Raw genomic sequence first — 13,587 nt, forward strand, 5'->3', positions numbered from 1 at the left:
CACCAAGGGCCGGACCGGAGGTTCCGCCCATGTCCACGCATTTCACCGCCCCCGACGGCGCCCGCCTCGCCTATGACGACCGCGGCGAAGGCCTGCCCCTTCTTTGCCTGTCCGGCCTGACCCGCACGATGCACGATTTCGGCTATCTCATGCCCCACTTGCCGCCCCTGCGGCTCATCCGCATGGATTACCGCGGCCGCGGCGCATCGGACTGGACCGGCGCCACCACCTACACCGTCCCGCAAGAGGCCGCCGATGCCATTGCCCTGCTCGACCACCTGGGCGTGGACAAGGCCGCCCTCCTCGGTACCTCGCGCGGCGGCCTGATCGGCCTGTATCTCGCCGCCACCGCAAAACACCGCCTCCGCGGCCTCTGCCTCAACGACATAGGGCCAGAGGTCGCCCGCCCCGGCCTGACCCGCATCTTCGACTATGTCGGGCGCAACCCCGTGGCAAAGACCCACGCCGCCCTGGCCGAAGCCTCGCCCCGCCACATGACGGGCTTTGCCCATGTCCCGCCAGACCGCTGGCTCAACGAGGCGCGGCTGCACTACCGCGAAACGCCACAGGGCCTGCGCATCACCTACGACCCCACCCTGCGCGACAGCTTCCTTGCCGCCTTCGACGGCCCCCCTGCCGATCTCTGGCCGCTTTTCGACGCCTGCGCCGGCCTGCCCCTCGCCCTGATCCGCGGCGCCAATTCCGATCTCCTGTCCCCCGAAACCACAGACGAGATGCGCCGCCGCCGCCCCGACCTGATTCTGGCCGAAGTCCCCGACCGCGCCCATGTCCCCTTCCTGGACGAGCCCGAAAGCCTGGCCGCGATCCAGGCCTTCCTGAAAGCCGTGCAATGACCTCCCTCGCCCTCATCGAAGCCGCCGCCGCCCGCCTGCAGGGCCATGCCCGCCGCACGCCGCTCCTGAACGCCCCGCTGCTCGACCGCATCGCCGGGCGCCGCGTCTTCGTAAAGGCCGAATGCCTGCAACTGACCGGCTCGTTCAAGTTCCGCGGCGGCTGGTCGGCGGTCTCTGCCCTGCCACCCGAAATCCGTGCGAAGGGCGTGGTGGCCTATTCCTCTGGCAACCACGCCCTGGGAGTGGCGCTCGCAGCCGCCATGCACGGTGTTCCTTCGGTCATCATCATGCCGGCCGACGCCCCGCCGGTGAAGATCGCCAACACCCGCGCCTATGGCGCAGAGGTCGTCACCTACGACCGCGACACCGAAAGCCGCGAGGATATCGGCACCGCCCTGTCCACCGAACGCGGCCTTACACTCATCAAGCCCTATGACGAACCCCAGGTCATTGCCGGCCAGGGCACCTGCGGCCTGGAAATCGCCGAACAGGCGGCTGCGGCCGGCATTTCCGAAGCCCCCGTCCTCACCTGCTGCGGCGGCGGCGGCCTGACCGCCGGCATCGCGCTCGCGCTCCAGGCCCGCGCCCCCGGCCTCACCGTCCACCCATGCGAGCCCGAAGGCTTCGACGACACTGCCCGCAGCCTCGCCGCCGGGCAGATCCTGCGCAACGCCCGCCCCTCCGGCTCGATCTGCGATGCCATCGTCACCCCCGAACCTGGGCGGATCACCTTCCCCATCCTCCAACGCCTCTGCGGTGCAGGCCTCGTCGCCACCGATGAAGAGGCCCTGCGCGCCATGGCCCTGGCCTTCACCCATCTGCGCATCGTGCTGGAACCGGGCGGCGCCATCGCGCTGGCCGCGGCCCTGTTCCACGCCGACGCCCTGGGGTCCGACACCGCGATCTGCACCGCCTCGGGTGGCAACGTCGATCCAGGCCTGTTCCGGCAGGCGCTGGATCGCTTCGCCTGATCTTGCCATTTTCGAACATTCTCGTGGCATCTGACCCGGAATAAGAGCGCTGACTCAGAAGGACTCGAACATTTGCCCCTGATCTGGCTCGACGACATCCGCCTGAATGCCACCCTGACCGGACCCGATGGCGCCCCGGCCCTCGTCCTGATCCACGGCCTTGGCCTGTCCTCCGCCGGCTTCGACCCGATCCTGCCCTTCCTCCCCACCAAGCTGCGCGTTCTCACCTTCGATCTGCGCGGCCACGGGCAATCGGACGTGCCTGCCGCGCCCTACAGTATGGGCCAGCTCATCCGAGACACCGAACGTGCGATCGACCACTTCGGCCTGAAGGAGACCGTCGTTCTGGGCCATTCCCTTGGCGGCCTCATTGCCCAGGGCCTTGCCACCAAGCGGCTCGACCTCGTGCGCGGCCTGATCCTCTCCAACACCGCCGCCCGACTTGGAAATGCCGATCTCTGGAACGCCCGCATCGCAGCCTTCCGCGAATCCGGCATCGACGGCATCCGCGATTCAAGCCTGGAACGGTGGTTCGGTCGCAACTGGCGCACCGCCCCCGGCGTTGCGGCCGCCGCGGCACTGCTGGACGCCGCCCATCCCGAAGGCTGGCTCGGCGCCGCCGCCGCGATCTCGGGCGCGGATTTCTACACCACCACCGCCGCCCTCCGCTTGCCCGCCCTGTTCATCGCCGGCGCCAATGACGGCTCCACTCCGCCCGACCTCATGCGCGAATCCGCAGACCTGATCCCCGGCGCAGAGTTTCGCCTGGTCCGCGGCGCAGGCCACATGACCTTCCTCGAAAAGCCGCAGGAGTACGCCCAGGTGCTCACCGATTTCCTCACCCGCATCGGCCATGTCTGACCTGATCCTCGTCCACGGCGCCGGCCATGGCGCCTGGTGCTGGGATCTTGTCCTCCCCGAACTCGCGGCCCTCGGCCTGCCGGCCCGTGCCCTTGACCTGCCGGGCCATGGACAAGACCGCACCCCACCCGCCGACATCACGCTCGACCTCTATGCCACGGCCATTCTCTCCCGGATCGACCGCCCGGCGGTCCTTGTGGGCCATTCCGCCGGCGGTTTCGCCATCGCCGCCGCCGCGCAAAGGCGCCCCGACCTGGTCAGCCGTCTGATCTACCTCACCGCCTGGATACCGGCCCCCGGCCAAAGCCTCGCAGACCTCCGCCGCGCGGCCCGGCCCACCGCGCTCACCCGCGCGCTTCGCCCCTCGCCAGACCGCCTGACCTACAGCTTCGCCCCCGAAACCTATGCCGACACCTTCGCCCATGACGCCCCGACCGATCGGATCGCCCGCGCGCGCGCGAACCTCTGCCCGGAACCCGTTGCCCCGCACGAAACCCCGCTGACGGCCCTGCCCGACACCCCCGCCTTCGCCCTTTTCTGCGATGATGACCGCGCCATCCCGCCCGCGCTCCAGCGCGCCATGGCCCATGCCATCCCCGCCCGGCGCACCGCCAGCCTGCCCACCTCCCACTCCCCCTTCCTCAGCCAGCCGCAGGCGCTGGCCCAGACCCTCGCCCGCCTCGCGACCTCCCCCGCCTGATCCCATCCGCGGCATGAGCGTGTCGCTTTCCGCCATGCCGGCTGCGGCCGCCGCCCCTAGCCTCGCGCCACCCGCATTTCTGTCCGGAAACATCCTGCGGGGGGTCCGGGGGCGCACAGCCCCCCGGCGACCAGCCAAGGGGGCACGCGATGAAGCTGAAAGACCTCGAAATCTTCGTCGTGGCCCCGCCTTTCCCCGGCTGGGGCGGCCGCTACTGGATCTTCCCGAAGCTCACCACAGACACCGGCATCACGGGCTATGGCGAATGCTACGCCTCCACTGTCGGGCCAAAGGCGATGCAGGCCGTCATCGAGGACGTGTTCGAACGGCACATGCTGGGCGAAAACCCGGAAAACATCGAACTGATGTTCCGCCGCGCCTATTCCTCGGGCTTCACCCAACGCCCCGACCCCACGGTAATGGGCGCCTTCGCGGGGCTGGAAATCGCTTGCTGGGACATCCTCGGCAAGGCCCGCAACCGCCCGGTCTGGGCACTGCTCGGCGGCCGCATGAACGACCGCATCCGCAGCTATACCTATCTCTACCCCGAACCCGGCAAGGAATCGGCCGAATTCTGGGTCAGCCCCGAAGCCGCCGCCGAAGCCGCGATCCGCTTCGTCGACATGGGCTTCACCGCGGTCAAGTTCGATCCCGCCGGCCCCTATACCATCCGCGGCGGCCACGAACCCGCGATGTCCGACATCTCCCGCTCCGTGGCCTTCTGCAAAGCCATCCGCGAGGCGGTGGGCGACCGCGCTGACCTCCTCTTTGGCACCCACGGCCAGTTCACCACGCCCGGCGCCATCCGCATGGGCCGGGAACTGGAGCCCTACAACCCCCTCTGGTACGAAGAACCCATCCCGCCCGACAACCTGCTGGAATTCGCGGCCGTCGCCGCTCAGGTCCGCGTGCCCCTCGCCACCGGCGAAAGGCTTACGACGAAATACGAATTCGGCACCCTCCTCCGCGCCGGCGGGGTGAAGATCCTGCAACCCGCGCTCGGTCGCGTCGGCGGCATCTGGGAAGCCAAGAAGATCGCCGCCATGGCCGAAATCTTCAACGCCGAGATGGCGCCGCACCTCTATGCCGGCCCCGTGGAATGGGCCGCCAACGTCCACTTCGCCGCCTCGATCCCCAACCTCCTGATCGCGGAAACCATCGAGACCGGCGGTGCCTTCCACTTGAAGCTCATCCGCAACTCGATCCGCTGGGACGACGGCTACATCCTTCCGCCCGAAGCCCCCGGCCTTGGCATCGACTTCGACGAGGACCTCGCCCGCGCCCATCCTTTCACGGGCACCGGCCTGCATCTCCAGATGCAGGAGGCGCCCTGCGACTATCGGCACGGCAACCGGTTCGAAGGTGGCGCGCCGCGGAAAGAAGGCGACTAGGCTTGCCAAGCCCGCCCCGCCGCGCCACAAGCGCCAGACCGGAGGACCGACCATGAGCCGCAAGTACAACAACACCACCCTGCAGGGCGACATCGTGCTCGACGGGGCCACCTTCGACAAGGTCACGTTCAAGGGCGCGACCCTGATCTTCAAGGGCGGCCAGCCGCCCACCTTCACCGAATGCGCCTTCCACTCCGACGTGCGCTTTTCCTTCGACGGCCACGCCGGCAATACCGTCGCCTTCATCCGCTCCATGCGCAACAACACGCGCTGGATCGCGATGATCAAGCAGATGCTGGGGATGAGCTGAACCGCTGGCGGCCCCGGGAGGATTCGAACCCCCGACCTACTGCTTAGAAGGCAGCTGCTCTATCCAGCTGAGCTACGGGACCGCTGCCCGCCTTTTGCGTCACCGGGGCCGCGCGCGCAAGGGCCGCGTCACCCGATCAGACGGGTCATGTAGACCGAGTTCGGGTCCAGCACATAGCCGTCGAAGGGCGGACATTCCAGGAACCCCGCCCGCGCATAAAGCCCGCGCGCCGGGGCAAAGGCGTCCTGCGATCCGGTCTCCAGCGACAGGCGGAGAATGCCCGCCGCCCGCGCCTCGGCCACCAGATGATCCAGCATCGCCCGGCTCAGGCCCCGCCCGCGATGCTCGGCCAGCACATGCATCGACTTGATTTCGGCATGGGTCCCGTCAATCCGCTTGAACGCCCCCATGGCCAGCGGCACGCCACCGTCGCGCAGCACGAAGAAGGAAATCCCCGGCGCTTCAAGCGCGCCGCGGTCCATCATGTGAATGCTCTCGGGTGGCGTGTCGGCGTGCATGTCCGCGGTGTGCCGCTCGAACAGCAGGCCCAGGTCCGGCGTCAGCGGGCTTTCCGCCGCGATCGACACCGCCATCAATGCGTCCAGGCGCCCTTGCGGTCGGTGGCAAAGTTCTCGCCATAGCCGCGCGGCCGGATCACCGGCTTGCGCTGGTGCGGCTCGGTCACCGTGACCTCGATCCCCTTGGCCTTGGCATAGGCCAGCGCCTCTTCCTTGGTCTCGAACCGCAGCCGCACCTGGGTCTGCGTATCGCTCGACGAGGTCCAGCCCATCAGCGGATCGACCTCGCGCGCCGAGCTTTGCCCGTATTCCAGAACCCAGGCATGGGTCTTGGCGGTGCCCGATTGCATGGCGGTCTTGGCCGGCTGATAGATGCGCGCGCGCATGGAGTCGCTCCACGTAGGTTCCCTGCGCCGATAAAGCGGATCAGCCCCCCCCGACGCAAGAGGCTATTCGGCCGCGCCGCCCCCGTCAGGCCTCAGGATTCGGCGGCCCGTTGCTGCCGCGCCGCTTCATAGGCCGCATATGCCGCCTCGAAGTCCTCGTTTGTGCCGCCATGGTCGGGATGCGCCTCCATCATCCGGCGCCGCAGACGCTCCAGTTCGGCATCGGTGATGCGCGTCTCTCGCGGCGGGTCCATCGCCGGTCCGGGATCGATCTCGGGCAAATCCAGCCCCTCGTCCCAGGAGGGCGTCCAGCGCATCCCGTACCGGGCCAGGGCCATGCTGTGCAGTTTCCGGTAAGTCTCGACCGAAGAATAATACACAGGCTCATCGGGCGGCGCCCCTTCCCAGGTGCGCACCACGTCGATCTGTGACTGCGGCACCCGCCGCAACGGCCCGGTCTCTCCACCCGCCCCGGACGCCGGACTCAAATCCTCCGTCGTTTCGGTATCCACCGTGACACCAGAGCCTTCGTAAATGGCAACTTCCGCAACCGTGACCGAATGTACGCGAAACCGCATCAACGCGTGGGTGTGCGCGGGAATGCAATAAAGAAAAGGACTGCTTCGAACCAGCGGAGCGCGCACCAATAAATCCTCCGGCACGTCAGACCTCATCTTGCCAGCAGGATCACATTTTTTCAACGCAAACCCGGCCTGCGGCCCAAGACCCGGTGAATTGCCGTTGCGACAACGATTGCCCGGCTCCCCGCGAATCGCCTAGGTTCCCGCAAAACGCCATGTGAAAGGATGTCAGGAAAATGCCCTTCACGCTGACCGACGCCGACGATTCCTTCCCCACCGGCCCGCAAGACAACTCCGGCGACGATGCGATCAACGCTCTGCTGGGCAATGACACGGTTCTTGCCGGCACGGGCAACGATACCGTCGTTGGCGGCGGCGGCAATGACAGCATCCTGGGCGAGGCCGGAGACGACCTGATCGACGGCAATGGCGACAACGACACCGTCTATGGCGGCGACGGCGGCGATGTCCTGGGCGGGCAAGAGGGCAACGACCGTCTCTATGGCGACGCCGGCGATGACCAGGTGTCAGGCGGTATCGGCAACGATTTCCTCTATGGCGGGCTGAACCGGGACACGCTGTTCGGCGAGGGCGGCAATGACCGCCTCCTTGCCGGGGAGGATGACGATTCCCTCAGCGGCGGCGCCGGATTCGACACGCTGTATGGCGGGGGCGGCAACGACACCCTGTCCTTCGGGCTGGATGGCGACAGCGCCTTCGGCGACGGCGGCAACGACCTCTTCCAGCTCGACACCCCCGGCACCGGCGTAGCCGATGGCGGCGCGGGCCGTGACAGCATCACCGGCGGCACGACCTTCGACCTCACCGGCGTGACGCCGACGGGCATCGAGACGCTTCTCGTTTCCCAAGGGCTGATCGGTGTCACCAATGTCGTCGCCACCGCCGCGCAATATGCCCAGTTCATCCGGATCGAGGATACGTTCGCCCTCTCCGACGTCACGCGCCTCGGCATCACGACCGACGGCGCGGTGGACTTCTCCGCCAAACTCGCGCCGGGACTGAAGCTGTACGTCACCCTTGCCAATGGCATCGGTTCGGATGTGGTTGGCGGCCGATGGGCCGACACCATTGTCGGCGGCATCGGCAATGATACGATTTCCGGCTCCTCGGGCGCTGACAGCCTGATTGGCGGCGAAGGCGCCAACCTGATCGACGGCGGCACCGGCATCGACACGATGGAAGGCGGCTCGGGCAACGACACATTCCGCGTCCAGGAACAGGCCGATGTCATCACCGGCAATGGCGGCTTCGACGAGGTCTGGACGGACCTTTCCACCTATACCGTCCACCAGTTCATCAGCCGCGCGGTCTACGCCGGCGCCAGCGACTGGCGGTGCATCGGCTCCACCGGCCTTGGCAGCACGGGCGATAACGAAATCGTCGGTGGCGCCGGCAGCGACACGCTGAACGGCGGCAACGGCACCTTTTCGGGCAACGACAAGCTCTACGGCAACGAAGGCAACGACCGCCTGATCGGCGGCTTCGGCTTCGACCTGCTCGATGGCGGCCTTGGCAACGACACGATGATTGGTGGCAACGACAACGACACCTATGTCGTCAACAGCGCACTCGACAGCATCGTGGAAGCCTTCGGCGGCGGCACCGACACGGTGCAGACCAACCTGTCCTATGTCCTTGGCGCCGAACTGGAAAACCTCACCCTCACCGGCAGCGCCAACCGCAACGGCACCGGCAACGCGCTGGACAACCTGCTCACCGGCAACGCTGGCGCCAACCTGCTTTCGGGCCAGGACGGCAACGACACGCTGCAAGGCAATGCCGGGGCCGACACGCTGACCGGCGGCCTCGGCGCCGACCGCTTCATCTTCACCGCCCTCGCCCAAAGCCCCGCCATCCCAGGCGCCCATGACGAGATCGCCGACTTCTCCTCCGCCCAGGGCGACCGCATCGACCTCTCGGCCCTCGACCCCCTGCCCGCCGCCGGCGACCAGGCCTTCGCGCTGGACCTGAACGGCGATTTCGCCCGCGGCGAGATCCGGCTCACCCAGCAGGGCGCCGACCTTCTGGTCGAAATCAACGCCGATGCCGACGCTGCGGCGGACCTCGCCCTCCTCCTGCGCAACACCGCCAGCCTCGCCGCAGGTGACTTCGTGCTGTGACCCCTACCGCAGGAACAAAAACGGAATAGATTGGGGCGGCTGACCGGAGAGCCCCATGCCCCACAACAACGCCAACGACCTGTCGCCCCGCCCCGAGGTGCTGACCCGGCCAAAGCTGGAAGGCGGCCGCCGCTTCGTCATGCAGACGCCGTTCAAGCCCGCCGGCGACCAGCCCACCGCCATCGCCGAGCTTACCGCCGGGGTGCTGTCCGGCGAACGCGACCAGGTCCTCCTCGGCGCCACCGGCACCGGCAAGACCTTCACCATGGCCAAGGTGATCGAGGAAACGCAGCGCCCCGCCATCATCCTCGCCCCCAACAAGACGCTGGCCGCCCAGTTGTACGGCGAATTCAAGGGCTTCTTCCCGGACAACGCCGTCGAATACTTCGTCAGCTACTACGACTACTACCAGCCCGAAGCCTATGTCGCGCGCACCGACACCTATATCGAGAAGGAGTCCCAGATCAACGAACAGATCGACCGGATGCGCCACTCGGCCACCCGGGCGCTTCTGGAACGCGACGACGTGATCATCGTCGCCTCCGTCTCCTGCATCTACGGCATCGGCTCGGTCGAGACCTACTCGGCCATGACGCAGGACCTGGTGGTCGGCCAGTTTTACGACCAGCGCAAGGTCATCGGCGAACTGGTCGCCCAGCAGTACCGCCGCCTCGACACCGCCTTCCAGCGCGGCGCCTTCCGTGTCCGCGGCGACAGCCTGGAGCTTTGGCCTGCCCACCTGGAAGACCGCGCCTGGCGCTTCAGCTTCTTCGGCGAAGAGCTTGAATCCATCACCGAATTCGATCCGCTCACCGGCGCCAGGACCGACAGCTTCGACAAGATCCGCGTCTATGCCAACAGCCACTACGTCACCCCGCGCCCCACGCTCCAGCAGGCGATCAAGGGCATCAAGGCGGAACTCTTCCAGCGCCTGAAACAGCTGAACGACGAGGGCAAGCTCCTGGAAGCCCAACGTCTGGAACAGCGCACCAACTTCGATCTCGAAATGCTCGAGGCCACCGGCTCCTGCGCCGGGATCGAGAACTATTCCCGCTACCTCACCGGCCGCGCCCCCGGCGAGCCGCCGCCCACGCTCTTCGAATTCATTCCCGACCACGCCATCGTCTTCGCCGACGAAAGCCATGTCTCCGTCCCCCAGATCGGCGGCATGTACCGTGGCGACTACCGCCGCAAGTTCACGCTGGCCGAACACGGCTTCCGCCTGCCCTCCTGCATGGACAACCGCCCCCTGAAGTTCGAGGAATGGGACGCCATGCGCCCGCAATCCGTCTTCGTCTCCGCCACCCCGGCGGCGTGGGAGATGGAACAGACCGGCGGCGTCTTCACCGAACAGGTGATCCGCCCCACCGGCCTCCTCGACCCGCCCGTCGAAATCCGCCCCGTGGACATGCAGGTCGACGACCTCCTGGACGAGGTCCGCAAGGTCGCGGCCCAGGGCCTGCGCATCCTCGTCACCACGCTGACCAAGCGCATGGCCGAGGATCTGACCGACTACATGCACGAACAGGGCATCCGCGTGCGCTACATGCACTCCGACATCGACACCATTGAACGGATTGAGATTCTCCGCGATCTCCGCCTCGGCGCCTTCGACGTTCTGGTCGGCATCAACCTCTTGCGCGAAGGGCTCGACATCCCGGAATGCGGCCTGGTCGCCATTCTCGACGCGGATAAAGAGGGCTTCCTGCGCTCGGAAACCTCGCTCATCCAGACCATCGGCCGCGCCGCCCGCAACGCCGAAGGCCGCGTCATCATGTACGCCGACCGCATCACCGGCAGCATGGAACGCGCGCTTGCCGAAACCAACCGCCGCCGCGAAAAGCAGGCCGCCTACAACATCGCCCACGGCATCACGCCCGAAACGGTGAAGAAGAACGTCGAAGACGTGCTCTCCGGCCTCTGGCAGGGCGACACCGACATGAACCGCGTCACCGCCAAGGTCGATCGTTCAATGGGCGGGCCCATGGTCGGCCAGAACCTCGCCGCCCACCTCGACGCACTCCGCGCCCAGATGCGCAAGGCCGCCGAGAACCTGGAATTCGAGGAAGCCGCCCGGCTGAGGGACGAGGTGAAGCGGCTGGAGGCGGTGGAACTGACCGTCGCCGACGACCCGCTGGCGCGTCAGTCGGCGGTGGAGGAAGCGGCCGAGAAGGCGGTGAAGGCCTCCGGGAGGAGTACTGCCGGAAGGGCGGGCACAAGGGGTGGGAACAAGCGGCGGGGGAGGTAGAAGCCGGAAATGGATATTGAACCATCAGTCTTGAAGAAGCTTGTTGCTGCAAGGTACTTCTACCAATTGTCGACGGAACAGGCCGCTCTAGAACAGGGCCCTCCTGTCTTTGCAGCAGTATCACTGCTTCAAGACGCCCTTGAGACCTTCTTCATTGCCTGCTGTGATCATCTGAATGCGGATGTGCCGAGGAAGATTGAATTCATTCAGTATATTGACAAGATAAACGACTGCATCGGCCCTGATCGAACCTTGCCGAATAAGCGCAGGCTCATAGAGATAAACTCAGTTCGAGTGAGTGCAAAGCACCACGGCGCGTTGCCCGATGCTCGTGAGCTGGCCGGATACGTCGACGATACCCGTCGCTTCCTTGAAAGTGCATGTAAGGTAGTCTTCGATTGCGATTTCTGGCATCTCAGCCTTGTGGATTCTCTAAAGGACAGCCCATCTAAGTCGGAACTAATCAAGGCTCAGAATGCAATAAAAAATAGAGATTTCCATGAAGTTCTGACGCTATGTCGTCGAGCTCTATTTCTGGAGTTCGAGGAAGCCTACGATGTAAGATTATTCGAGAAAGAGCAAATCAACGCCCTTACCTCGGCGCTCTGCAAGGCGCCCCAGTTTGCCCGCTCGAATTCCTACATATCACAATATGTCACAGATCCGTTTGACTACATAGTGCTCGATCGAGATCGCATCGATTCTGACCTAGCAAAGCTTCGCATTGATCACGCGATGTGGTGGAATGTTCGGCGATTGACGCCAGATGTCTATAGATTTCAGCGCGACTCGGAATGGTTAACAAAGTTTGACATTGGCCTATTTGAGCCGAAAGGCATAGAAATGCGGGCTGCCTATGTCTTAGAAAGCATGATAGAAATTGTTCGGCGAGTTCAGATATCAAGAGGCTCTTATCGATCTTCCGGCACGGCGGAATATCATGAAGTGACCGCTGCGCCGAACTCCAAAGTCCTTCGCCGGGCTCTTCTTGAGAGCGAGGTGGTATACAAAGTGGGAAGCAGCCCAACAAAGCTTCGAGTTCAATATAGATCACCGGGACTCGACGGGAAAGGCAGCTTTTGGCATGTTGTTGATTTTTGGGCAAGTGACAATCATGATTCGATTTTGATCGGATACCTCAGTGAGAGTGACACTCAGCCGTAGCTAGCCGTAGCAACTGTCTTTCAGCCCGCCTGTTTCCCGTAGTCCCTCCCGTCGCGCATCATCGCGTTGAGGATGGTGAGGAGCTTCCGGGCACAGGCGGTGAGGGCGACCTTGGTGGGTTTTCCGGCGTCTTGGAGGCGTTGTCGGAAGGCCTTGAGGACGGGATCGTAGCGGGACGCAACGAAGCCTGCGAGGTAGAGCGCGCGGCGGACGCCGGCGCGGCCGCCCCAGATGTGGCGCTTGCCGCGCGACAGGCCGGAATCGCAGGCATGGGGGGCCAGCCCGGCCAAGGCGGCGATCTGCCGGGCCTCGAGGCTGCCGAGTTCGGGCAGGCGCGCCAGCAGGACCGCGGCCACGGCCGGCCCGATGCCGGGCACCGAGCGCAGGCGTCGGGCCTGCACGGCCAGCCGGTCGCGGGTCTCGACAAGGACGGCGATCTGCTCCTCGACAGCGGAAAGATGATCCTGCAACACGCGGACAGACAACGCGATTTCCCGCGAGAGCCAGGTGTCGCGGGTGGTGCCCGCGCGGTTCTTCTCGGCCCGGATCATGCCGACCAGCACCTCGCGCCGTGCCACCAGATCGGCCAGCCGCTGCCGGTCGGGATCGGCGGGCGGGGTCGGCGCCAGCTCCAGCGCCTTGCCCATCTGCGCCAGCACCTCGGCATCGACACGGTCGGTCTTGGCCAGGCGGCCCTTCGCACGCGCAAACTCGCGCGCCTGGCGGGGGTTGACGCGGGCAAAGTCCACGTCCGCCTTGGCCAGCGCCTCGGTGACCGGACGCTCGTAACCGCCGGAGGCCTCCAGTACCACGAGCGCGTCCCCAGCCGTCTTGGCAAAGCGGGCAAGCGCCTGTTTTGTCGTGGCAATCCGCTCACGGTGGCCAGTGGAGAGGTGGAAGACGTCGATCCAGTCCTTGGCGATATCGACGCCGATGCAGTCTTGTGGCAAGGTCATGGGGCCTGTCCTTGATCTGCGGGATCGGCCGGTGGTGCGGCCCTCCCATGCAACTGTTCAGGTTTGAAGTCGGTCGGCAGACGAGCCCCAAGCTACGCGACGGGCTCAAAGGCCCAAGGGTGGGTCGGGGTCTCGTCTGCCAGCCACATTATCGCAAAACGGCAAGAGACAAGGGTGGGTGAAACCCACCATCCCCGCGAAACCCACTCGACCGAGGCCGTACCGCAATTTCCGGCGAACGGTGGGTGTCACCTCCCCTACCCCATACGTTTCTGACCGGGTTTCTGGGACAACGCCCCCCGCCCGAGGCCATCGCCTCGGGCGCCGCGACCGGCCACCGCATTCCCGCCCGTGCGCCCAAGCGCACGGGCCGCGACTGCCCCCCGCAGGGCAGTCGCGCAAGCGCGACCGCCGGGGCAGCCGCGCCCCGTGCCCAACCCGCGGCGCCAACGGATAACCCCTTGGCGAAATGCCGGCATTTCGCCAACCGCGCCGGTCGGGTGTCC

Annotated in this window: 13 protein-coding genes and 1 tRNA gene; 9 read left to right on the top strand and 5 right to left on the bottom strand. The window is 65.9% G+C overall.

Annotated elements, in window-relative coordinates:
• Nucleotides 1-29 precede the first annotated feature (29 nt).
• From JO391_RS09775 to JO391_RS09800, 6 genes are all read left to right on the top strand, one after another.
• A complete protein-coding gene (locus JO391_RS09775; protein ID WP_220664341.1) occupies nucleotides 30-854 on the top strand; it encodes an alpha/beta fold hydrolase in 825 nt (274 codons plus the stop codon).
• Complete coding sequence (locus JO391_RS09780; protein ID WP_220664342.1) at nucleotides 851-1,825, top strand: threonine ammonia-lyase; 975 nt, start codon at nucleotides 851-853, stop codon at nucleotides 1,823-1,825. The genes JO391_RS09775 and JO391_RS09780 overlap by 4 nt, the downstream gene beginning before the upstream one ends.
• Before the next feature lie 72 nt (nucleotides 1,826-1,897).
• Complete coding sequence (locus tag JO391_RS09785) at nucleotides 1,898-2,686, top strand: alpha/beta fold hydrolase (protein WP_220664343.1); 789 nt, start codon at nucleotides 1,898-1,900, stop codon at nucleotides 2,684-2,686.
• On the top strand, nucleotides 2,679-3,386 hold the full coding sequence (locus tag JO391_RS09790) for an alpha/beta fold hydrolase (protein ID WP_220664344.1): 708 nt from the start codon (nucleotides 2,679-2,681) through the stop codon (nucleotides 3,384-3,386). The genes JO391_RS09785 and JO391_RS09790 overlap by 8 nt, the downstream gene beginning before the upstream one ends.
• Nucleotides 3,387-3,535: 149 nt before the next feature.
• Nucleotides 3,536-4,777 carry a mandelate racemase/muconate lactonizing enzyme family protein gene (locus JO391_RS09795; RefSeq protein WP_220664345.1) on the top strand — a complete coding sequence of 414 codons (1,242 nt, stop codon included), beginning with the start codon at nucleotides 3,536-3,538 and terminating at the stop codon, nucleotides 4,775-4,777.
• A gap of 52 nt (nucleotides 4,778-4,829) precedes the next feature.
• Nucleotides 4,830-5,087: a hypothetical protein gene (locus tag JO391_RS09800; protein ID WP_220664346.1), complete on the top strand. Its 258-nt coding sequence runs from the start codon at nucleotides 4,830-4,832 to the stop codon at nucleotides 5,085-5,087.
• 5 nt (nucleotides 5,088-5,092) lie between these two features.
• Here the strand turns inward: JO391_RS09800 and JO391_RS09805 are convergent.
• The 4 genes from JO391_RS09805 to JO391_RS09820 form a co-directional block, all read right to left on the bottom strand.
• Nucleotides 5,093-5,169, bottom strand: a tRNA-Arg gene (locus JO391_RS09805).
• Between the two features lie 46 nt (nucleotides 5,170-5,215).
• Nucleotides 5,216-5,680 (bottom strand): GNAT family N-acetyltransferase, encoded by a 465-nt coding sequence (locus JO391_RS09810; protein WP_220664347.1) that lies wholly within the window; start codon nucleotides 5,678-5,680, stop codon nucleotides 5,216-5,218.
• Nucleotides 5,680-5,991, bottom strand: a complete 312-nt coding sequence (locus tag JO391_RS09815) for an ETC complex I subunit (protein ID WP_220664348.1) — start codon at nucleotides 5,989-5,991, stop codon at nucleotides 5,680-5,682. The genes JO391_RS09810 and JO391_RS09815 overlap by 1 nt, the downstream gene beginning before the upstream one ends.
• Nucleotides 5,992-6,083: 92 nt before the next feature.
• Nucleotides 6,084-6,665 carry a hypothetical protein gene (locus tag JO391_RS09820; protein WP_220664349.1) on the bottom strand — a complete coding sequence of 194 codons (582 nt, stop codon included), beginning with the start codon at nucleotides 6,663-6,665 and terminating at the stop codon, nucleotides 6,084-6,086.
• 143 nt (nucleotides 6,666-6,808) lie between these two features.
• On the opposite strand from JO391_RS09820, the gene JO391_RS21710 reads away from it, so the two are divergent.
• The 3 genes from JO391_RS21710 to JO391_RS09835 are packed head-to-tail and all read left to right on the top strand — an operon-like array spanning nucleotide 6,809 to nucleotide 12,125.
• Entirely contained in the window at nucleotides 6,809-8,713 is a 1,905-nt protein-coding gene (locus JO391_RS21710) for a calcium-binding protein (RefSeq protein WP_220664350.1), read from the top strand.
• Nucleotides 8,714-8,768: 55 nt separating this feature from the next.
• Nucleotides 8,769-10,961, top strand: coding sequence for an excinuclease ABC subunit UvrB (gene uvrB / locus JO391_RS09830; protein WP_220664351.1), 2,193 nt, complete (start codon nucleotides 8,769-8,771; stop codon nucleotides 10,959-10,961).
• Between the two features lie 9 nt (nucleotides 10,962-10,970).
• On the top strand, nucleotides 10,971-12,125 hold the full coding sequence (locus JO391_RS09835; RefSeq protein ID WP_220664352.1) for a hypothetical protein: 1,155 nt from the start codon (nucleotides 10,971-10,973) through the stop codon (nucleotides 12,123-12,125).
• Nucleotides 12,126-12,145: 20 nt separating this feature from the next.
• Here JO391_RS09835 and JO391_RS09840 read toward each other — a convergent pair whose 3' ends face one another.
• Nucleotides 12,146-13,075, bottom strand: a complete 930-nt coding sequence (locus tag JO391_RS09840) for an IS110 family RNA-guided transposase (RefSeq protein WP_220664477.1) — start codon at nucleotides 13,073-13,075, stop codon at nucleotides 12,146-12,148.
• Between the last annotated feature and the right edge of the window lie 512 nt (nucleotides 13,076-13,587).

It is taken from the genome of Neotabrizicola shimadae (genome assembly GCF_019623905.1).
Classification (GTDB): Bacteria; Pseudomonadota; Alphaproteobacteria; order Rhodobacterales; family Rhodobacteraceae; genus Neotabrizicola; species Neotabrizicola shimadae.